This is a genomic window from Petrotoga sp. SL27 (genome assembly GCF_002924605.1).
In the GTDB taxonomy this organism is placed as follows: domain Bacteria; phylum Thermotogota; class Thermotogae; order Petrotogales; family Petrotogaceae; genus Petrotoga; species Petrotoga sibirica.
In genome coordinates, this window is the sequence record NZ_JAIP01000012.1 from 178,662 (window position 1) to 199,496 (window position 20,835).

Here is a 20,835-nt window from a genome sequence, read left to right on the forward strand (position 1 = left end):
GTGCCCCCTTATTCTTCATCTATTACGACCGCAGTTGCTACGGCATACTCTCTTTCATGGGCTATAGATATGTGTATGGTTCCGTTGCCTCCAAACTTTTCGAATAGATATTTCACCGATTCTTCGGCTAAATAAGGTTCTCCACTTTGTTTGTTTAGCACGGTAATTTCCGAGAAAGGAATAAACCTTTTGAAACATTTAATTAATGATTCTTTCACTGCAAAACGACCGGCTGCATATTCTTTTCTTCTTTTTTGCCCTTTAAAAGTATCGTATACTTCTTTTTCTTTTTTAGAAAGAATTTTTTGGACGTTTTTTTCGTTGATTCTTTCGACTTTTACAATGTCAATTCCTATTCCTCTGATCATTAATTAACAACCTCACATTCGCTCCTGGTTCAATCTTTTGTAGAAAGCTTTCAACTTTTTCTTCGTTTAAGTAAATTTCATATGATTGTATTTCTTCAATGTTTATGGAAAGATGTGAAAATACATCGATTAATTGAACATCCTTTTTTACTTTTTTTATAGAATAATTCGCTCCATTAGCCACTTCTGCTTCTATATCCACAACTTTCCCGTCATAGGATACAATTATTTCTTCTTTGTTTAAATGAACCTCTTTCCCGTTTAAGAATACTTTCATCTTTTCGGGTTCAATACCCAAGAATTCTTTTATCTTAGGAAGCTTTATGGCTTTTGTTTTTAGAAGATCTCCATTTTTTATTTGATAATCTTTATCTAAGATTTCTTCGCCTTTCATGATGATCGTACCCACAGGGACTTCATATGGAAGGTTATTTATTGTGAAGAAAATTTTCTCGTTGTAATTTTTAAATACATCCTCTATTTTTGAAGGCGTTGTAAATATTTTATCTCCATCTTTGATCTCTTCTTCTAAGCTTTCTACTTTTTCACCATTTTTTATTACTACAGGATAAGTGGTTTTGGGTTCTCCATTTAAGTAAAATTCAATGGGTTGAATCACGTCTTTCAATTTCAAATTGACAGGTTCGCCGTTCTTGGGTTGTTCTATTTCAATATGGTCTCCTGGTTTGATGGGAGAATGTATATCTGCAGATACTCCGTTTATTGTTATTTTTGCCTTCTCACCCATATTTCCCTTTTTTATCTGTAATTTTCCGTTCAGTTCGAAAGCTATCGCTGGGGAGGGTAATCCAACCAATTTGTCTAGAGAATAACCTGATTGTAGTAACGCCTGTAAAACGTTCATGTCTTTGCCTATGATTAACATATTTACATTTCTTCCGTTTATTTTAACAGTATTGAATACACTACCCTGTTTTTTCAGTGCAACATTTACTATACCTAAAGGAGTTATGTATTCACTACCTTCCATTCTTTTTGATTCAAAAATGATATTCTCCAAATTTTTGGTAGTTTTTAAAGATACCCTTTCTTTGGGAAGTCCAAGTTTGCCGGCTAATTTTTCGGTGAAAGTTGGTACTTTTCCTCCACCACCTACTACCATCACAGCAACAGGAGGTTTCCTGTTTAAATTCAATATTTCTTTAGCTATTTTATCTGTTATGCTGCCTATAACAGGTGTGATAATTTCGATTACTTCTTCTTTTCTTATAACTTGAGGATTATCCAAAATATCGTTGTATGTAATTTCATCGCTTTGAGATAATTGTTTTTTAATCATTTCCGCGGTTTTAAAATCCACTAAAAGTTGTTGAGATATAGTATCTGTTATCTCGTCTCCAGCTAAAGGTACCATTCCATAGCCTGTTATTACCCCTTTATTTGATATGGATATATCGCTTGTTCCTGCTCCCACATCTACCATTGCAACATTCAGGTTTCTCAAGTCCTCAGGTACAACTAAACTTGTGGCAGCTATCGGTTCCAATGTAACATGGATTGGTTTTAATCCTACTTTATCCAACACAGACATCATTGCTTCTACAACATTTTTTGGTAGATAAGCTGCCAAAACTTTTACTTTTGCTTTGTCACCTCTTTGCCCTTCTAGATGTTTAATCCATTGATTATCAAGACTGTAGTAAAGTATGGAGTATCCTACACAGTACATTTCTTGTGAGTAGTTTAATTTTTCTGTAGATGCTTTAACGGCTTCAAGTTCCATTTTTTTGATTGTTTCATTGTCTAAGTAACCATAAGTTGAAATATCAATGCTGTAAGAACCTATTGAAGAGATTAGAAATCTACCAGCTATGGCGATGGCAACTTCGGAAAGATTTATGGAACTTTCTTCTTCCAGTTTTTTCTTTATTTTGGCTACCCCTTTTGCAACCTTGTTTACATCATGAATTTGTCCGTCAAGCATAGCTCTATTTTCGTGTTCAACTTCTGCAAAATGCTTGATGATTATATTTTCCGTTTCTTCATCATATTCTGCCAATGTCCCTACAAGGGTTCTTGTACCTATATCAAGTCCAAAGATCATTTCCATTCCCCCATTATTTAAACTTCTATTACTGTCGCCCCTGTTCCCCCTTCTTCACTTCGGGCGATTTTGAAATCTTTAATTAGAGATGATTTTCTTAGATAATCCCAAATTCCTATAGCTAGTTTCCCTGTTCCTTTTCCGTGTATTATTCTTCCTTCTTTTATCCCAGAACTTATTAAATCAGAAATAAATTTTTCTATTTCTGGTATAGCTTCATTTACTGAATAACCTCTAACATCTAATTCAGTGTTCATATTTTTCTTTTGATCTATTTTAACTTGAATTCTTTTTTCTTCATTTTTATCTTTATCAGAGTTAATTATAGGTTCAATTTCCGTTGGATTATAAGTTATCTCTATGGGAGAACCATCAATTTGAACGGTTATCTTTGAGTTTGTCACCCTTTTTACCGTCCCCTTAATATTATTAGAGGTTTTTACTTTCATTCCAACTTTTATCTTAGATCTTTCAATTTTTCGCCCTTTTTGTTTTTGAGATAACGTTTTTTTAATTTTTTCAAGTTGTGAGGCCATATTTTCGGATTCTTTTAATTTTTTGCTGATTTCTTGTAGATCGATTTGATCTTTGTATTGCTTGATTTCTTTTAATACGTTTTGAATTTGGCTTCTCATCTTTTTTATCTGTTCTTTAAGTTGATACAACTCGGGATCGAGACTTTCTATTTCTTTGTTCTTTAATTTTTGAAGTTTTTCTTCGTACTCTTTTTTCATTTTGCCGATCTCTTCTTCTTTGTTCCTAATCCTTTCTATACTTTCTTCGTATTCTTTGTGTATAGAAGCTAATCTACTGAGTACTTTTTCACTTTGTGAAAATTCCTCGCTGAGATTTCTTTTACTTTCTTCTATTATTTGAGGGTCAATCCCCAGTCTTTCGGCTATTTCAATTGCATGTGAAGCTCCCGGCACTCCTATCATTAGTTTGTATGTAGGTTTAAGTGTCTCAATATCAAATGACATAGAAGCAGCGAGTAATTTTTCTTCTTCCAGAGAGAATGTTTTAATTTCAGATAGATGTGAAGTGGCAAATATTATTGGTCCTTTCATCAATAGGTACTTCAAAATGGCTTTGCTTAAGGCAGCTCCTTCAATAGGATCGGTTCCAGTTCCTAACTCATCTATCAATACAAGGGATTTTTCATCGACGTTTTCAAGTATATTTTTTAAGTTCAGCAAATGTGCTGAAAAAGTGCTTAAATTTTGAGATATATCCTGTTGGTCCCCTATATCCGTGTAAATTTCTTCTATAAAAGGTATTTCAGCATTTAAAGCTAATACTGGTAAAGCGGAATGAGCCATAAAAAAGGCTAATCCAATTGATTTCAGAGAAACCGTTTTACCCCCAGTGTTAGGTCCCGTTATTATCATCCCGTTTCTATCAAGTTCAACATCTATGGGGACTATTTTTTCTTTTGGTATTAATGGGTGTTTTAGTTCTTTGAGAAGAATCTTTTTAGTAGTTTGGGGTAGAGTGAATACAGCATTCATATCTTTGGCGTATCTAGCTTTTGCTATATTGGCATCTATATATTCTATCAATTCTATGTTTTTTTCTATTTTAAATTTGTTTTTTTGAAGCTCAAAAGTCAAATTTGAGATTATTCTACTGATTTCGTTCTTTTCTTGTGAGAATAAATCCATCAGATTTTCATTCAGTTCTATAATGGTGTCTGGCTCTACAAACAAAGTAGCACCGGAATCGGATCTTCCTACGGTAATACCTTTTATAACATTTCTATTTTCACTTTTTAACGCTATACATAACCTTCCATTTCTTTCCAGGGGCTGGTCTAAAGAAAGGTATTTAATATACTTACTTTTTATCTTGTTGAATTCTACATTTAATTGATGTTTTACAGTGTTTATACCGTTTCTTATTCTTTTTAATTCTATCGAGGCGTTATCTTTAATTTCTCCTTCAGAAGTAAAAACTTTAAAGATCTGATCCTTTAAATCAAGTAGAGGTTTGTAATCTGATAACTTATCAGTTAGCAAATCATTTATACCGCTGTAATATTTATGAATGGCATAACCGTCTTCCAAAAACTCTCCAATCTTTCTGAATTCTTTACCTTCGATACTTTCCTTGTTGCTGATCTTTTCCATTATAGAAGGGATATAACTTAAACCATACAAATCTTTTAATTTACCTTTAATTGCCATATCAAAAAAAACACGAGAAATATTCACTTCTCGGTCTAATTCTGTTAGATCTTCGTACATTTTTACATTTTCTGAAAAATACTCTTTACCATAATCGGTATGACTATAGGATGCAACAAAATTTAATATTTTTTCGATCTCCAAATCCTTGTAGGTTTTTTCTAAAATTTAAAACTCACTCCCAACGAGATTGGTAGATAATTAACCGTTAGGTCGCCTTGGTAATACCTGGTCTCGTAACCAACAGACAGAGATAAATTGTTGTAGCTGATACCTCCATTAATAAGTATTTCCGTTTTAAAGGTTTTAAAATAATCTTCCGTGTGAACGCCTCCATAGGCGGATACCAAGAAATCTAAATTGCCAATTATACCGGTTGTATATTTCATATTCAACCCTAAAGAAATTCCAACATCTTCTATATTTTGTAAACTATCTAATAATTCGTAATTGTAAAAAAATCCTAAATAAGGGCCATAGGAGATTTCTTCACTATCTTGTGTTGGAACTAAAAAAGAAATCCTTCCGCCGGTGTAGTCTAAACTTTGTTGAATGCTTGTATCACCTGTTGAATTAAGCGTGTAAGAATAAGAAGGGGTCAATAATAACTCAAAAGCATATGTAACGCTAGTTATGATAAAGAATATGGAAAGTACTAAAAAAAGTTTATTTTTTATCATTTTTTACTCTCCCTTTTATTTTTAAGATGATTGTATTTTAACCTTAGAGACGATTTTTTCAAAGTTATCCCTTATAGTTTCTATAGAAAGGCCGCACTCTTCTAGTTGTTCTTCTCTCGTGGCATGAGAAACAAACTCGTCTTTCACACCAAATGAGTAAATTTTCTTAATTCTCAGTTTGAATATATCTTCGTTGAAACCACCTTTTAAACTACCCTCTTCATAAACAAAGATATATTCGGCTCTTTGTTCCAATATTTCCAAAAAATATTCATTTAAAGGTTTGACGCTTCGTACTCCGATTATATTAATATTATAATCTTTCAGAGCTTCATAAACATTTTGAGAGATAGTTCCAACAGCAAGAGCGTATATCCCTGAATCAGCCATTTTTAAATATTTCCATTCTCCATCTACTATTTGAAGGTTGTCGAGTATATCTTGTATTTCTATTTTTTCTCCATCTCTTGGAAATCTAATAAATCTAGGTTTTTTCAAACCATTTATTACAGAAGTATAAATCATATTAGCTAAATCTTGTGCGTTTAAAGGGGTCCAGATTTCTACATTTGGAATTAACCTTGTATATGAGATATCAAAAACTCCCTGGTGCGTGGGACCATCTTCTCCAACCAAACCCGCCCTATCTAACAAAAATAGAACCGGTGTCTTTTGTAAGGCAACATCATGAATAAGTGAATCAAATGCTCTTTGCATGAAAGTTGAGTAAATATCAACAACAGGCAAAACTCCACCTAAAGATAGAGCAGACGCAGTAGTAACTATACTTGGTTCCGTGATACCCATATCAATTACTTTGTCAGGACATATATCTTGAAGGATATTTAATCCAGTTCCATCGGCCATGGCTCCCGTAAAAGCTAAAAACTCATAATCTTTTAAGTGGGATAACGTATGTCCAACAATTTTACTGTAAGAGACTTTGTTCACTTCTTTTTTTGATACACCATGAAATTTAGTTGGAGATTTTTCAGTTTCTTCGAAACCTTTACCTTTGGTGGTAACAACATGCAGTATCACAGACTTCTCATCATAATCTTTAATAAATCCCAAAAACTCTTCCATTTTTTTGATATCATGTCCATCAACTGGTCCATAATATTTGATTCCTAACTCTTCAAATAGTGATGCTGGTGTATCGTATATAGAGTATTTTAAAGCGTTTCTGACTTTCTTTAAAACTGATTCTACATCCTTACCAACGGACGAATCTTCCAAAGAACTCTTTAAAATTTCTTTTGCTTGGGTATATTCTTTTTTTATTCTAAAGTTGTTCAACAATCGGGAAATTGCTCCTACATTTTTTGAAATAGCCATGTTGTTATCGTTTAGAACTATCTTCACCTTTGCATCTTGATAGTTCAACTGATTTAACGATTCAAGAGCCATTCCACAACCTAAGGCTCCATCTCCAATAACAGTAACTATATTCCTTTTCCTATTTTTTATTTTATCAGATAGCGCATAACCTACGGAAGCTGCTATAGAGGTCCCCGCATGCCCAGCTCCAAATCTATCTGCTGGTGATTCGTAGATATTTGTGTATCCACTTAATCCGCCTTTTTTCCGTATGGTCTTGAAATCTTTCCAACGACCTGTCAAAAGTTTATGCACGTAAGATTGATGACTGGTATCCCAAATAATAACATCTTCTAGTGGATCAAATATCCTGTACAATGCGATAGTTAATTCCACAACACCCAAATTTGAGGCAAGATGACCATTGTTATTGTATACAACGTTGAAAATATACTCTCGAATCTCATGGGCTATTTCTTCTAATTCCTTGTAGCCCATGTTCTTAAGTGCTTTATACAGAGGAGTATTTGGTGATGCCATACATTTTATATAGATTTTTAGTTACTCAAAATCTATACTTCCCCCCTTTCAATTTTTGTGACTCTACATAATCGATGCTTGAGAACGTGCAATCTTATCCATAATACCGTTAACAAAAGCAGCGGCTTTTTGTGTCGCATAAGTTTTGGTTAACTCCGTGGATTCATTTAATATTACTTTGACAGGTATCTCTTTTTTGTTTATTAGTTCGTAGATAAAAATCCTCATCACTGTTTTTTCGATGTTTCCTATCCTTTCTATTGACCAATCAACTGAATATTTTTTAATCAACTCATCATACTCATTTTTATCTTTATAAATATCTTCAATGTATTGTTTAGCCTCTAAATAATAACTTTCTTCTAATCGTACCCCTTCGTTTAATTTTTCAAAAGTGAATAATATATCTTCCAACTTCACATCCTTTACCGATAGTTGGAAAAGGCTTTCAAAAATTAACTTTCTCATCATCCTTTTTTTTGATATGTTTTCACTCATTCTTTTCCCTTTTCTCTTCATCCTCCTTTTCTTCACTTTCAGGGGTTTCTTCATTTTCCAAGGTCTCTTCTTCTATTTCTTCGTATTCTTCTAACTCTTCGGGTTTTACAAGATTTTCAATAGATATGTCAATGTTTGAGATATAGACCTCTGCAATTCTTTCAAGATCATCTTTAACAGCTTTTTGAATATTTTTAGAAAATTCAACGATGTTTTCACCGTATTTAGCGGGTACCTTTAACGAAACACTAACACTGGAATCATCATTAATTGTAATTTTTATACTCTTTTGCAAATCTTTTTGAATTTTCTCGTTATAGACCTTTTGTTCTTTCATATAATCTTCTACACTTTTGAAAACTAAATCTTTTAACACATTTTCTGAAATACTAATTTCTCCAAAATCATTTTCCTCGTTCAAAGACATTGTTTTTCCCTCCTTAGGATTAATATTTTACCTATTTTTAATTATATCATAAATTAAAACATTTTTAACTGATTTTCATGTGATTCATATTTTTTCTTATTAATATTTTTTATTCTCTTCAATCTATTTTCCAAGTCAACTCTATTTGACAATTGAGCCAATATTTCTTTTGATCTTTCAATTATTTCGACGGGAAATCCTGCCAATCTTGCTATTTCTATACCGTAACTGTTATCACTTATGCCATCTTCAATTTTGTGTAAAAATATAACACCATCCATAGTTTCTACAACCTTAATTCTCTTCGCAACTACTTCTTCATATATATGCGACATGTAAGTTAACTCCGTATAATGTGTAGCGAAGATTGTATTGCATCTTTTAACTTGAAATAAATATTCTGAGATTGCCCATGCAACAGAAATACCATCTAATGTACTCGTCCCTCTCCCTACTTCATCAAGGAGCACAAGGCTGTTATTCGTTGCTTTATTCAATATAGTTGAAACCTCTAACATCTCGACTAAAAAAGTTGATTTTCCGCTAACTATATCATCCCTTGCACCGATTCTCGTAAATATACCATCATAAATAGGGATTTCCGCCATTTCGGCAGAAACAAAGCAACCTATTTGTGCCATTATACTTATTAGCCCTATTTGCCTTATAAAAGTTGATTTTCCACTCATATTAGGACCTGTCAAAATTATATAAAACTTGTCTTCGTTTAAATATAAGTCGTTAGGAGTAAAGTCATCAACAAATCTTTCCACCACTGGATGTCTTGCGTTGATTATTTTGATTTCTTTGGAGTTTTGCACAAAAGTGGGCCTTTTGTAATTGTAAACTCTGCTAACCTCTGCAAAAGATCTAAAAACATCCAATTCAGCGATCTTATCGGAAAGTTTTTCTATTTTATCCACATATTGACTTAGATGAGTTAATACCTTATCGTAAATATCTTTTTCAATAACCTTTATTTTTTCTTCTGATATCGCTAAGCGCTGTTCAACCTCTTCCAATTCTTTTATTGTATACCTTTCCGTATTAACCAACGTTTGCTTTCTCACGTAATCATCAGGAACTTTAGAAGATTGTGTTTTTGAAACTTCTATATAGAAACCGTAAATCTTATTCCTTCCAACTTTCAAACTACTAATCTTAGTTTTTTCCTTCTCCCTCTTTTCAATACCTTTCAAAACGCTATCTAAGTTATTAAATATGTTTCTGTATTCATCTAACTCTTCTGAAACACCTTCTTTAATTACTTTTCCGTTTCCTGGAGCAATAGCAGGTTCTTCGATGATGGTATTTTCAATAAACTCTTTAACTTCTTTAAGGACATCTATACCATCAAAAAAATTGGTCAATCCTGGATTCGAAGTTAAAGATTCGATTATATAGGGAATCACTTCCAAAGAATCTTTTAACGCAATAAGATCTTTTGGAGTTGCCTTCATCAAAGAAATCCTAGATGAGATCCTTTCGAGATCTTTTACAGATGACAAATATTCTTTTAGTTCTTCTAACAAAAGAGGATCTTCAACTAAGTACTGGACTTTGTTTAGCCTTTCTTCTATTTTTTCTTTATCGGTGAGAGGAGTAAGGATGAACTCTCTTAATTTTCTATTCCCCATACTGGTTTTTGTGAATTTTAGAATGTCGTAAAGAGTTTTTCCTTTGTTTGAATTTGTAGGAAGAATGCCAAGATTTTCTATAGTGTTGGAATCTAAAAACATGTAGTTTTTTGTTTTAAAACGCTTTGGAAGTTTCATGTGTTTGATTTTTGAAAATTGTGTGACTTCTAAGTACTTTAAAACAGCATCGGCTACTTTTAATTCTTCATCATCGTAATCCAAATGATCAAGACTTAAAACTTCGTACGTTTCTTTCAAATGGTCTTTAAAATTGTTTGAAAAATACCATTCATCCAAGATTTCTACATAAACCTGATTGGCTAAATTTTTTATCTTTTTTGATAGGTGTTCAAGCTCCTTGGATAGCAAAATCTGTACCAAACCAAAAGAAGAGATGAAGTCTAATAGTTCGCTTTCTTTGAAATCAAATGAGTCTAAATAAAAGTCACCCGTTGAAAAATCAAAAATGGCTATTTTAAACAAATTCCCATTGTTGGTGATCAAGGCTGTAAATCTGTTTGTTTCTTCCAACATACCTTCGTCTATGATGGTACCGGGTGTCAGTATTCTGGTTACTTTTCTATCTACTATACCTTTTGAGCTTTGAGGATCTTCCATTTGTTCACATATAGCTACTTTATACCCCGCATCTAATAGCCTTTTTAAATAGTTATTTAAAGCATGGTAAGGAATGCCTGCCATAGGGTGACCATTTCTTTTCGTTAGCACAATTTGCAATATTTCACTGACTTTTTTGGCATCTTCAAAAAAAGTTTCATAAAAATCTCCGAGTCTAAAAAGTAAAATAGAATCTTTATATTCTTCTTTTATCTTTAGATATTGCTTTATCATCGGAGTTAAATTACTCATAACTGATCCTCCCCGCATTCTTTGGGGCCCTGTAACCCTTTTAAAATCGAAATCTTTTTTTTGAAAATTAGTTTATTCCAAATGTATCTACTCTCAAACAAAAGAAGGGCGCTTCGTTTCTGGCGCCTTCTTTAATTTGAATTGTTAATAAAATTTGGTTGAAATCCTTTAGTCTGGACTTGATTATTTTTTGTCGATTTCTTTAGTGGCTTCACTCTTTGTTGTTATTACTTTATCTATGAGACCATAGTTTAAAGCTTCTTGTGCATTCATAAAAAAGTCTCTATCGGTATCTTTTTCTATCTTTTCTAAGGGTTGTCCAGTATGTTTGCTAAGTATGTTGTTTAGGTCATCTTTTAATCTTAAAATCTCTCTAGCGTGTATTTGTATATCAACGGCTGTTCCTTCGGCACCACCCCAAGGTTGGTGTATCATAATTCTTGAGTAAGGCAAAGAATACCTTTTACCTTTTGCACCAGCCGCTAATAGTACCGCTCCCATAGAGGCAGCCTGACCTATACATATAGTTGAAATATCAGGTTTAACGTACTGCATTGTGTCGTATATTCCTAATCCTGCCGTTACAGAACCGCCAGGAGAGTTTATGTATAAAAATATGTCTTTGTCTGGATCTTGAGATTCCAGGAAGAGTAACTGGGCAATTATTACATTAGCTACATCATCATTTATTGGTGTTCCTAAAAAAACTATTCTATCTTTCAACAATCTAGAATAGATGTCATAAGCCCTTTCGTATCTTCCTTCCGTTTCTATAACTACTGGCATAGGTATAGCCATAATTTATCGCCTTCCTTTCTTAATCTTTTCTACAATTTTTTTTGATTCAAGCGCAGTTAACACTATTTGGCCACTATCCATATAAATAATAGATTTGACCGCCTTGCCATATGAAGCATCAATCAAACTAACAGTGGCATTTAAAGGAGGTGGAGAATTTTCTAACTCAGTTTCATTTTCAAATTGAGTTAATACATCAATTCCTTGGTAAATCTTTTTTATTTTACCAAACTGAACGAATGAATCAGGGACAACAGAATGGATTCTCTCCGTAGGCACAAAAACACCTTTTCCAACCGCTATAAACATTATTATCCATCTTCCTCTTTAAAATGTTTGTCATCACTTAGATTATACACAACAAATATTATTTTTTGTTTAAATTATCATTAATCAATGCTAGTTGAATCACTTAATTGGTTTTTTATCTTCTCGTATCTTTCATCAATTTGTGCTTTTTCTTCCTTTAAATTGACTAATTTTTCTCTTGCATAGGTAAGTATATCCAATGCTTTTTTATAAATTTCAAGGGCATTTTCAACATCCAATTCGTCTTGCTTTTCATTTTGAAAGTAATCGTTGATACGTTCCAAGAGTTTTAATTGTTCTTTGAAGCTCATCTTTTTAATTTCTTCTTGACTCAGTTTAATTATTTCTTCCATCTTTATCCTCCTCTTTCAATGGTTAAAGGGGGACGTTAAGGGGCTTATCCCCTTAAGAACCCCAAAATCAAAATTTATTTTAAAAGAGCTATTTTGCACAACGCTGCAAAAATTATCACCATTTTTTGATATTCTCGATATTCGAATCAGCTTCTCCGTCTTTAAATATTAATTTAACCTCATCTTTCCTCTGTAGTTTTTCCACACTATCTATGATTTCTTCACCTTTTTTTACCAAAACACCGTTATTTAAAAACGCAGCAAAAGGACTCGACTTAGTAAGTTCTTGAAAAGTACTAAATAAAATTCTTTCTGATATTTCGAACTTACTTTTCAACTCAGATACAATTTCATTCGTTGTACTTATTATGTTCTGGTTGTAAGTTTTGATGCTATATTCTATGAACCTTTGAATATAGTCCAACTTGTTGAGAGATATTGATTTTTCACTACTTTCAATCATTTGGTTAACTTTTCTAGTAATATTAAGATGATCCTCATCCAAAGTTCTGAACAAATTAATTAATTCCCTACTAAGGTAATATTTAAAGTTGTTAATTGTATTGAAAGAGAGTAAGTTCTCCATCTGATAATAAACATTGGTAAAAGAATAGGTTATATTTTTTTCTAAGGTTTCTAGATTATCTGTAAAATAGTTAATTTGATTGACTATATCTCTTGATACTTCCGTAGGTGTTGAATAGTTTTTCCAACTAACAAAATCAGGTATTGTAGAATCTTGTTCATGCCCTATCCCTGTAAGAACAGGAATCTTTCGGTTAAACTTTGCTATAAGAGAACCAAGCTCAAAATCATCAAAATACATCAGGTCGCTTTTTGAACCACCTCCCCTGATTATAACAACTACATCATAATAGATTCCAGACTTTAAAATAGCAAACAGGGCTTTTTTGATCCCAGGTACCGTTTCTGCACCCTGCATGGGAGCCGGGTATAAGTGTACAATAGGAATAAACCTAGAATGATTAATATTTTTTTGAAAATCCCCAAAACCAGCAGCGGTTGGTGAAGTAATAACGGCTATCTTTTTTATTGGATCAAGTTCTATTAGTTCATGTTCCACTTTTCTTAGAAGATTGCTCTTTTCCAACTTTTCCAATATTTCTTTTTTCTTCTTTTCTATTTCAGAAGCGCCTAAAGGTATTATTGATGAACCAGATACTACATACTTAGCTTCTCTTTTCCAAAAGTTAACAATGCCCTGAAACTTCCACCTTTTATTGAGAAGTTCTCTTTCGTTATCAACACTACAATGTTCAAATACATATGGAACATTAGATTGACTGAAAATTATAGTTATAGAATAATTTGAACTTCTCACTCTTTGAGAAAGTTCAATGTAGAGGTCCCCTCTTTTACTGTATTTTGCATGAGTAACATCACCTATAACCTCGATCTCTTGCCTGTAAAGAGGAGAACTGGTGAATATACTGTTCAAATATTCTATCAACTCTTGTATGCTTTCAAACTTAAATTCTTCTTGTTGGGAAAATAACAACGGTTAGCTCTCCTTTCACTTGATCTTTGGATTCAAAAAATTTTATCCCTTCAGAAATTTTCCCTTTAAAAAATTCTTGGTAGAGCTTCGTCATCTCTCGTGCAACGAATACTTCTATCTCTCCAAAATTATCCAAAATTTCTTGTAAGGTCTTTATTATTCTATTTGGAGATTCAAAAAAAACTATTGGATATTCGAAACCTTTTATCTCTCTCAAAAGTCTTCTCAATTTTTTACCTCGAGGTAAAAAGCCTAAGAATAAAAACTTGGAAGCCGGGAATCCACTTACAGCTAAAGCAGAAGTCAATGCAGAAGGGCCTGGGACCACGTCTATTTTAATACTATTTTCCCAACACCTTTGTACCAAGTTAAAGCCGGGGTCGGCCAAAACAGGCATCCCCGCATCTGACACTAAGGCGGTTATATTATGACTTTCGATCAAAGATAATACAGTGTCCATAGTCTTTTCTGAGTTTGCCTCATTGAAAGTAAATAACTCTTTTTTGCCAAGTTCAAAATGGTTTATCAATTTCAAGGTGACCCTTTTATCCTCGGTGAGTATTAGATCAGCTTCTTCCAAAGTTTTTAAGGCTCTTAAAGAAATATCTTCAAAATTACCTATGGGTGTGCCAACTAGAATTAATTTTCCCATTTTGATTTTTCACATCCTAACAATTTTGTTTAAATCGCATTCATGTTCCCCTGCAAAGTCAGAATTGTTGTATCCATCTAAATAAGTTAAGTCTTCCAATTTCCAGAAAATGTCGCCTAAAAAATCCATCAAGAACTTCGTTAAATCAACATTCTTTTCCTTTTCTTCTATTTCTAGAAGATACATAATCTTCGAAAATTCCTTTTTGTATCTTATACAATTATCAGGGTTCAACAACTCGTCTACTACTATTTCCGGGTCTTTATTTAAAAGATATCTTTTTTTCATTACCATCCTTTGACTTTTTAAATTATCAAAGTAGATTTCTTTTTCGTTTAGAAAATCTTCTTCCTCTTCTCTTAATCCCTTTGTTATTTCCTTTTTAAAATTTGAAGTCCACACTTTTTGGCCATTTTTAATCTCTAACCTCGTTCTCAAACCATTTTTATCGTACCATTGAAGTATAAGCGATTCATCAAAGGCCAGTGAGGCTAACTTATTAAATATATATTTATCGGGTATTCTATACTTTCTCTCATTCTCATATTTCAATGTAATCTCCTCTTTGTTTCAATCTGTATAATTATATATGTAATTGTACCATAATAACCTTATTTTCTTTTAAAAAACAGATTAGATCATAATAAATATCCGTGAAAATATTGGTTAGTTCATAAAAAAGAGAAATTTCATAAATATTTTACTTTTATGAAAATAAGAAACTTGACAAAACCAAAATAACTCATTATAATTGACACGAATTTTATCAATGACCAACGTTCGGAAAATGATAAATAATGGCTAAGGAGGTAAACAAATATGACAAAGGATGAGTTGTTCGAAAAAGTAAAAGAAATAATCGTAGATACGTTGAGTGTCGACGAGGAAGAAGTTACATTGGATGCCTCATTTACCGATGATTTAGACGCGGATTCTTTAGAGCTAGTGGATTTAACTATGGCTTTTGAGTCTGAACTCGGAGTAACGATAGAGGACGAAGAGTTAGAAAAAATCAAAACCGTTGAAAATGCGGTTAATTTATTATCTGAAAAATTGAACATCGACGATGAGGATTGAATTAATCACAAAATGAGGGGAGCATTCGCTCCCCCTTGTTTTTTAAAATATGGTAATTTTTTCTTAAAAAAGAGGTGAAATAAAATAATGGCTGAAAAATACATTATAGTAACGGGAGGAGTACTCAGCGGTATAGGTAAAGGAGTTGTTTCTGCTTCAATAGGAAGGCTTTTAAAAGAGCTGGGATTAACCGTCAATTCATTGAAAATAGATCCTTATCTGAATGTAGATGCTGGAACTATGAACCCCAACCAACATGGAGAAGTTTTTGTAACAGAAGATGGCTACGAAGCGGATCTTGATTTGGGCCATTATGAGAGATTTTTAGGGATAGAGATGAAGAGTTTCAACAATATGACAGCAGGTCAAGTGTATAAATATGTTATCGAGAAAGAAAGAGAAGGAAGGTATTTAGGAGCTACCGTTCAGATGGTTCCTCACGTTACTGAAAGGGTAAAAGAAAGGATCGAAGAGATAGACACAGAAGTCTTGCTCATTGAAATAGGGGGCACTGTTGGCGATATTGAAGGTGAAATATTTTTAGAGGCTGTAAGAGAGCTGTCTTTCGAGAAAGGTCGAAAAAATTTTATGTTCATACACGTAACTTTTGTCCCTTATTTACATGTTACCAACGAGTTTAAAACTAAGCCAACTCAGCAATCCGTTCAACTTTTAAGAAGAATAGGAATCCAACCAGATATGCTTTTGGTAAGAACGGAAAAAGAGATAGACCTTTCCAGCCTTGAAAAAGTAGCTTTGTTCGGAGGCGTTCCTTTAGACTATGTTGTAAACCTTCCGGATTTAGCAAACGTTTATGAAGTTCCTCAAATTCTTTATGAAAAGAATATTCATACGCTTATTTCTAGTAAATTGAATTTGGAAATATCAAAAGAAGTTGAAGAATTGAGCTGGAAATGTCCTAAAACATTTAAAAACTTAAAAATTGCTATGATTTGCAAGTATTTAGGTACCGATGATGCCTACAAGAGTATAATGGAAAGTGTTTTTTTAAGTGGTGCAAAAAGGCCTGATCTAATCAACTCTGAAGAGCTAGAAGAAATGAGCGAAGAGGAAATCAAAATACTTTTAAGTAAATATGAAGGTATAATTATCCCAGGCGGCTTTGGATCAAGAGGAATCGAAGGAAAGATAAAGGCTATAAAATATTCCCGGGAAAATAATGTTCCTCTTCTTGGGATTTGCCTTGGTATGCAACTAATGGTGATAGAGTTCGCTAGAAATGTTTTCGGATACAAAGAAGCTAATTCAACTGAGTTTGATGAAAATACTCCTTATCCTGTTATTGATTTGATGGAAGAACAAAAAAAAATGCTTAATTTAGGCGGCACAATGAGACTAGGAGCTCAAAATATTGAAATACTTCCCGACACGAAACTTCACAAGATCTATGAAGGGAAAAATTCTATCTTTGAAAGGCACCGACACCGTTATGAAGTTAATTACAAAGATTTCGAGAATATGTTTGAAAAAGGGAAAAATGTTCCTAATAAACTTTCCATATCCGCCGTTACAGATTTCGTTGAAGCTATTGAACTGAGTTCTCATCCTTTTTATATCGGTATTCAATACCATCCGGAATTTAAGACAAAAGTTGGAGATCCGCATCCTATCTTCAAAGCATTTATTGAAGCGATTGAAAAAAACAAATAAATGAAAAGGAGGAAAACAAATGACTTTTTATGAATTGTATTTACGCTCTTTTTATGATTCAAATGGCGACGGTCTTGGAGATTTACAGGGTTTAAAACAAAAATTGGATTACCTGTGTGATTTGGGAATAGATCATGTCTGGCTGCTACCAATTATGAAATCTCCAGCCTTTCACGGTTATACAGTCTCTAATTTTTTCGAGGTTAATCCTGTTTATGGGGATCTAAAAGATTTAAGAGAGGCATTAGAAGAGGGACACAAGAAAGGTATAAAATTCATCCTTGATCTTCCTATTAATCACGTGGCAGTTACATCAGAATGGTTTCAACGCGCACTTAAGGGAGAAGAGCCATACAAAAATTGGTTTATTTGGGCCAACGAGAAGGCTGATTTAGAAGAAAAAAGACATTGGGACGAAAGTAAAATCTGGCAAAAGATAGGTGATAGATATTTTTATGGCATTTTTGGTCCTGCCTCACCTGACCTTAATTTTGAAAGCAAAGAATTATGGGAAGAGATAAAAAGAATTTTTAAATTCTGGTTAGACAATGGTTTTGATGGCTTCAGACTGGATGCCGCAAAACACATTTTTGATTTTGACCTTGAAAAGATGAGGTTCCATTACCAACATGAAAAAAATATCGAATTCTGGAAAGAGATGGTTAGCTATATAAAATCGATAAAAAAAGATGCCTTAGTTATAAGTGAGGTATGGGATGCACCGGAAATTGTAAGAAAGTACGAAGGAATATTCGATATAGGTTTCAACTTCCCACTTGCAGAGGATTTAAAGATGACCTTAAAAAATGAATCACCTCAAGATCTAGTAGAAACATTGAAAAAATGTATGACAGAGTATTTACCAAATGGTAAGGTCCTATCTATGTCAGGTAATTTCTTAACTAATCACGACATGACAAGGATTCTGTCTGACTTAAAAGATGAAAAGAAAGTGAAGTTGGGCTTTTCAATTCTTTACACACTTCCTGGCATTCCCTTTATCTATTATGGTGAGGAAACAGGAATGAAAGGTATTCCGCAAGATGTTAATTTTACAGAAGACAGTCAAGAACCATTTCACTGGTATGAAAATGGTTTTGGGCCTGGTCAAACAGAATGGAAAGGCTTTAAATTCAACCCTCCATATTCAGGTGAATCTGTCGAAGAACAGATAAACCAAAAAAATTCCATTTTAAACACCATAAAAGATTTGATTCGATTTAGAAAGTCTAACCCCTGGATCGATGATGCACGAATTGAGATTTTGAATTTTGACCAAAATATGGTAAAATTAAGGTGTTATAGTCAATTAAATGAATTTATAGCTTATTATAACCTAAAATCTTCCAAATGCTCCGTTTTGCTTGAAAATGGAGATGAATTACTGTCTATTGGAAACAATAAAGCAGTACCAGGTTATGTTGAACTTTCACCTTACGGTGTTTATTTAATCAAAAAAAGTTGAAGGGATCGTGGGGGTCCATTAGAGAGGTGATACAAAAATGCACAAAAAACGATACACTACTATTATAATGCTCTTAACGTTTTCGTTGGCAGCGTTCTCTTTATCCCCCTATGTAAATGTTAACAGTCAAGAAAATGCCAAAGAAGATATAACGATTAAAACCGTTTTATTCGATTTTATTTCATCACAATACAAAGTAGCAGTTGGGAAGGAGATGTCGCAAGATAGGTTGCACTTGCTTGTTTCTTCCATTATGGAGGCCTCAAAATTCTTTGAAATATCTCCGCTGATGATTGCGGCAATAATTGACACAGAAACAAATTTCAAAAATATTATTGGCAGTTACGGAGAAGTAGGTTACATGCAACTCAGACCATCAACCGCACAGTTTGTTGTGAACAAATATTCTGAACTTTTTGAAAGCTTGAACTATACTGAAACAAGTTTAGATTGGATCGAAGATAGGCTTTTAGTAGATCCAAGGTACAACATACTAGTTGGTACAGCCTATTTGAAGTATTTGATGGAAACTCACGGCGATCCTTACAAAGCCATAGGTTGGTACAATGGCGGTGGGAATATTTATTACGCAAATAAAGTAGTCTATAAAATAAACAGAATTGCCATTAGATATCCCATCATTTAAGAATACTATTTGTTTTTTGTTGAGAAAAGTTTATTTGATTGACATTGCCGCAAAAATATGATAAAATTTTGTTAGTTAATTTGAAAATTTATTATAAACGGGGTAAATATAATGTCTAATCTTAAAACAAACATCAATTCAAAAACATTGTTTAATTTAAATATTCATCATCATACATGGCGTGACCGAGTTAACACATGCCATGTATGTTGTTATTTGTAAATCACTGCATACAAGGCTAAGCGTAATAACCGGTCACGATTTCTCGTGACCGGTTTTTTATCTTTTAAAATATAAAAGAAAGGGGTTTAAAATGAAAAAAGATATCTTTGCAGAATCTCAGAAATTATCAAATATTGTAAGCAAAATCAGAACTGTCCTAGTTAAACACGATTTTTATGAGCTGTTTCCTCCTTCTATAACAAAGTATTCCGAAAATTTAATAAAGGGACTAAAATTTGCAGATGGAAGAAATTTTTACCTTTTGAAACCCGATGTGACTTCTTGGCTGATCGACATGGATAAAGTAGAAGAAAAAGAAAAAATCTTTTACATTTCGGAAGTTTTAGATGAAAATTTATCCAATGTTTGGCAGTTCGGATTTGAAATATTAAATGGGAAAGAAATTCAAATCGAAGAAGAGATTCTGCGTTTAACCATCGAAATTCTATCACTGTTGGATATAAAAAATTTCTTTATAGACGTAAGCTCAATAAGGAGTTGGGAGAGAATTTTAAAAGGAGTTCCACAATACAGAGATAAAATTTTAAGGGCTGTTGAGCTGAGAAATTTCGAGATTATTGAAAATCTCCCGTTGGATGAGGAGGTAAAAGTATCCATAGCAACTCTTTTCAATTACAGAGGAAAAGAAACAAACATTCCAAAATTAAACACAATAATTAAAAACCTTAACGACCCCAGAATATACATAGACCTTGGAACAATTAAATACATGAATTACTATGAGGATGTTGTATTTGAAATCTATTCACCGGATAATGGTTACCTTTTAGGCAACGGTGGTCAATACAGGATAAACGGCAAATATTCGTGTGGAATGGCTTTAAATTTGGATATTATAGGAGAGATGATGAGATGACAACTATATCAACAGCATTGCCATCAGGAAGATTACTGGAAGACAGCAAAGACTTTTTAAAAAAGATAGGTATTAATGTTAAAGAACCTGCCCACAGAGAACTTATATCTTATGAAAATGGTTATACCTTTTATTTTCCCAGAGCTTTTGATGTACCTGTATACGTAGAAAATGGGGTAGATATTGGGATATGCGGAAGTGACGTTGCCCTTGAAAGGAGCAACGAAGTTTATATACCATTAGAATTACCTTTTGGTAAATGTAGAATGAGTATCATTTTACCCGAAAACAGAGAAATATCTTTTCAAAAGATGGAAGGCTACAGAATAGCAACCAAATACCCTGAAATTACAAAAAATTTCTTTTCTGAAAAGGGTTTAAAAGTGAAAATACTTAAATTAAATGGAGCGGTAGAATTGGCAGCAAAAACCGGTATAGCGGATGCAATAGTAGATATTGTTGATACGGGAAACACGATACAAGCAAACAATTTAAAAGAAGCATACAAGATAATGGATATCTCTGCGGTACTTTTGGTAAACAGGATAACCCAAAAGACTAAGTTCGATTTTATAAACGATTTAATAAATAAAGCAAAGAAATATAAAAACGAGGAAAATATGAATTAAAACAAATTTCAAAGTTTCTAAAGACAGCA

Annotated in this window: 20 protein-coding genes; 6 read left to right on the forward strand and 14 right to left on the reverse strand. The window is 33.0% G+C overall.

From position 1 onward, the window contains the following. Positions 1-8 precede the first annotated feature (8 nt). The 14 genes from acpS to AD60_RS05335 all read right to left on the reverse strand — a co-directional run bounded on the left by acpS (position 9) and on the right by AD60_RS05335 (position 14,771). Complete coding sequence (acpS, locus tag AD60_RS05270; protein ID WP_103876611.1) at positions 9-368, reverse strand: holo-ACP synthase; 360 nt, start codon at positions 366-368, stop codon at positions 9-11. Next, a complete protein-coding gene (locus tag AD60_RS05275; RefSeq protein WP_103927447.1) occupies positions 346-2,433 on the reverse strand; it encodes a cell division FtsA domain-containing protein in 2,088 nt (695 codons plus the stop codon). Before AD60_RS05275 ends, acpS begins: the two co-directional genes overlap by 23 nt. 17 nt (positions 2,434-2,450) lie before the next feature. Beyond that, positions 2,451-4,784, reverse strand: coding sequence for an endonuclease MutS2 (locus tag AD60_RS05280; protein WP_103876613.1), 2,334 nt, complete (start codon positions 4,782-4,784; stop codon positions 2,451-2,453). Further along, positions 4,778-5,296: a hypothetical protein gene (locus AD60_RS05285; RefSeq protein WP_103876614.1), complete on the reverse strand. Its 519-nt coding sequence runs from the start codon at positions 5,294-5,296 to the stop codon at positions 4,778-4,780. The genes AD60_RS05280 and AD60_RS05285 overlap by 7 nt, the downstream gene beginning before the upstream one ends. A gap of 21 nt (positions 5,297-5,317) precedes the next feature. Further along, complete coding sequence (gene dxs / locus AD60_RS05290) at positions 5,318-7,156, reverse strand: 1-deoxy-D-xylulose-5-phosphate synthase (protein WP_103876615.1); 1,839 nt, start codon at positions 7,154-7,156, stop codon at positions 5,318-5,320. Between the two features lie 63 nt (positions 7,157-7,219). Beyond that, positions 7,220-7,654 carry a transcription antitermination factor NusB gene (gene nusB, locus AD60_RS05295; RefSeq protein WP_158248383.1) on the reverse strand — a complete coding sequence of 145 codons (435 nt, stop codon included), beginning with the start codon at positions 7,652-7,654 and terminating at the stop codon, positions 7,220-7,222. Beyond that, a complete protein-coding gene (locus tag AD60_RS05300; protein WP_103876617.1) occupies positions 7,647-8,081 on the reverse strand; it encodes an Asp23/Gls24 family envelope stress response protein in 435 nt (144 codons plus the stop codon). Before AD60_RS05300 ends, nusB begins: the two co-directional genes overlap by 8 nt. 53 nt (positions 8,082-8,134) lie before the next feature. Next, on the reverse strand, positions 8,135-10,588 hold the full coding sequence (gene mutS / locus AD60_RS05305; RefSeq protein ID WP_103876618.1) for a DNA mismatch repair protein MutS: 2,454 nt from the start codon (positions 10,586-10,588) through the stop codon (positions 8,135-8,137). 183 nt (positions 10,589-10,771) lie between these two features. After that, a complete protein-coding gene (gene clpP, locus AD60_RS05310) occupies positions 10,772-11,386 on the reverse strand; it encodes an ATP-dependent Clp endopeptidase proteolytic subunit ClpP (RefSeq protein ID WP_103927448.1) in 615 nt (204 codons plus the stop codon). A 3-nt stretch (positions 11,387-11,389) separates the two neighbouring features. Then, positions 11,390-11,695 carry an extracellular matrix/biofilm biosynthesis regulator RemA family protein gene (locus AD60_RS05315; protein ID WP_103876620.1) on the reverse strand — a complete coding sequence of 102 codons (306 nt, stop codon included), beginning with the start codon at positions 11,693-11,695 and terminating at the stop codon, positions 11,390-11,392. A gap of 80 nt (positions 11,696-11,775) precedes the next feature. Continuing rightward, positions 11,776-12,048, reverse strand: coding sequence for a hypothetical protein (locus AD60_RS05320; protein WP_103876621.1), 273 nt, complete (start codon positions 12,046-12,048; stop codon positions 11,776-11,778). A gap of 115 nt (positions 12,049-12,163) precedes the next feature. After that, on the reverse strand, positions 12,164-13,567 hold the full coding sequence (locus AD60_RS05325; protein WP_103876622.1) for an exodeoxyribonuclease VII large subunit: 1,404 nt from the start codon (positions 13,565-13,567) through the stop codon (positions 12,164-12,166). Then, positions 13,539-14,219, reverse strand: coding sequence for a 16S rRNA (cytidine(1402)-2'-O)-methyltransferase (gene rsmI, locus AD60_RS05330; RefSeq protein ID WP_103876623.1), 681 nt, complete (start codon positions 14,217-14,219; stop codon positions 13,539-13,541). Before rsmI ends, AD60_RS05325 begins: the two co-directional genes overlap by 29 nt. Before the next feature lie 9 nt (positions 14,220-14,228). After that, positions 14,229-14,771 (reverse strand): hypothetical protein, encoded by a 543-nt coding sequence (locus tag AD60_RS05335; protein WP_103876624.1) that lies wholly within the window; start codon positions 14,769-14,771, stop codon positions 14,229-14,231. 267 nt (positions 14,772-15,038) lie between these two features. Between AD60_RS05335 and acpP the strand changes: the two genes are divergently transcribed. The 6 genes from acpP (at position 15,039) to hisG (ending at position 20,806) form a co-directional block, all read left to right on the forward strand. Further along, positions 15,039-15,296, forward strand: a complete 258-nt coding sequence (gene acpP, locus AD60_RS05340) for an acyl carrier protein (RefSeq protein ID WP_103876625.1) — start codon at positions 15,039-15,041, stop codon at positions 15,294-15,296. Positions 15,297-15,383: 87 nt separating this feature from the next. Then, positions 15,384-16,967: a CTP synthase gene (locus AD60_RS05345; protein WP_103876626.1), complete on the forward strand. Its 1,584-nt coding sequence runs from the start codon at positions 15,384-15,386 to the stop codon at positions 16,965-16,967. 19 nt (positions 16,968-16,986) lie between these two features. Next, positions 16,987-18,432, forward strand: coding sequence for an alpha-amylase family glycosyl hydrolase (locus tag AD60_RS05350; protein WP_103876627.1), 1,446 nt, complete (start codon positions 16,987-16,989; stop codon positions 18,430-18,432). A 37-nt stretch (positions 18,433-18,469) separates the two neighbouring features. Then, positions 18,470-19,078 (forward strand): transglycosylase SLT domain-containing protein, encoded by a 609-nt coding sequence (locus AD60_RS05355; protein WP_103876628.1) that lies wholly within the window; start codon positions 18,470-18,472, stop codon positions 19,076-19,078. Between the two features lie 313 nt (positions 19,079-19,391). Further along, a complete protein-coding gene (locus AD60_RS05360) occupies positions 19,392-20,177 on the forward strand; it encodes an ATP phosphoribosyltransferase regulatory subunit (RefSeq protein ID WP_103876629.1) in 786 nt (261 codons plus the stop codon). A gap of 5 nt (positions 20,178-20,182) precedes the next feature. Then, on the forward strand, positions 20,183-20,806 hold the full coding sequence (hisG, locus tag AD60_RS05365) for an ATP phosphoribosyltransferase (RefSeq protein ID WP_370445633.1): 624 nt from the start codon (positions 20,183-20,185) through the stop codon (positions 20,804-20,806). Positions 20,807-20,835 lie beyond the last annotated feature (29 nt).

What these genes read in the sequence shown, in the direction of transcription:
- acpS (WP_103876611.1), bottom strand. Translation starts at nt 368, where the DNA reads ATGATCAGAGGAATAGGAATTGACATTGTAAAAGTCGAAAGAATCAAC.
- AD60_RS05275 (WP_103927447.1), bottom strand. Translation starts at nt 2,433, where the DNA reads ATGATCTTTGGACTTGATATAGGTACAAGAACCCTTGTAGGGACATTG.
- AD60_RS05285 (WP_103876614.1), bottom strand. Translation starts at nt 5,296, where the DNA reads ATGATAAAAAATAAACTTTTTTTAGTACTTTCCATATTCTTTATCATA.
- dxs (WP_103876615.1), bottom strand. Translation starts at nt 7,156, where the DNA reads ATGGCATCACCAAATACTCCTCTGTATAAAGCACTTAAGAACATGGGC.
- nusB (WP_158248383.1), bottom strand. Translation starts at nt 7,654, where the DNA reads ATGAGTGAAAACATATCAAAAAAAAGGATGATGAGAAAGTTAATTTTT.
- AD60_RS05300 (WP_103876617.1), bottom strand. Translation starts at nt 8,081, where the DNA reads ATGTCTTTGAACGAGGAAAATGATTTTGGAGAAATTAGTATTTCAGAA.
- mutS (WP_103876618.1), bottom strand. Translation starts at nt 10,588, where the DNA reads ATGAGTAATTTAACTCCGATGATAAAGCAATATCTAAAGATAAAAGAA.
- clpP (WP_103927448.1), bottom strand. Translation starts at nt 11,386, where the DNA reads ATGGCTATACCTATGCCAGTAGTTATAGAAACGGAAGGAAGATACGAA.
- AD60_RS05315 (WP_103876620.1), bottom strand. Translation starts at nt 11,695, where the DNA reads ATGTTTATAGCGGTTGGAAAAGGTGTTTTTGTGCCTACGGAGAGAATC.
- AD60_RS05320 (WP_103876621.1), bottom strand. Translation starts at nt 12,048, where the DNA reads ATGGAAGAAATAATTAAACTGAGTCAAGAAGAAATTAAAAAGATGAGC.
- rsmI (WP_103876623.1), bottom strand. Translation starts at nt 14,219, where the DNA reads ATGGGAAAATTAATTCTAGTTGGCACACCCATAGGTAATTTTGAAGAT.
- acpP (WP_103876625.1), top strand. Translation starts at nt 15,039, where the DNA reads ATGACAAAGGATGAGTTGTTCGAAAAAGTAAAAGAAATAATCGTAGAT.
- AD60_RS05345 (WP_103876626.1), top strand. Translation starts at nt 15,384, where the DNA reads ATGGCTGAAAAATACATTATAGTAACGGGAGGAGTACTCAGCGGTATA.
- AD60_RS05350 (WP_103876627.1), top strand. Translation starts at nt 16,987, where the DNA reads ATGACTTTTTATGAATTGTATTTACGCTCTTTTTATGATTCAAATGGC.
- AD60_RS05355 (WP_103876628.1), top strand. Translation starts at nt 18,470, where the DNA reads ATGCACAAAAAACGATACACTACTATTATAATGCTCTTAACGTTTTCG.
- AD60_RS05360 (WP_103876629.1), top strand. Translation starts at nt 19,392, where the DNA reads ATGAAAAAAGATATCTTTGCAGAATCTCAGAAATTATCAAATATTGTA.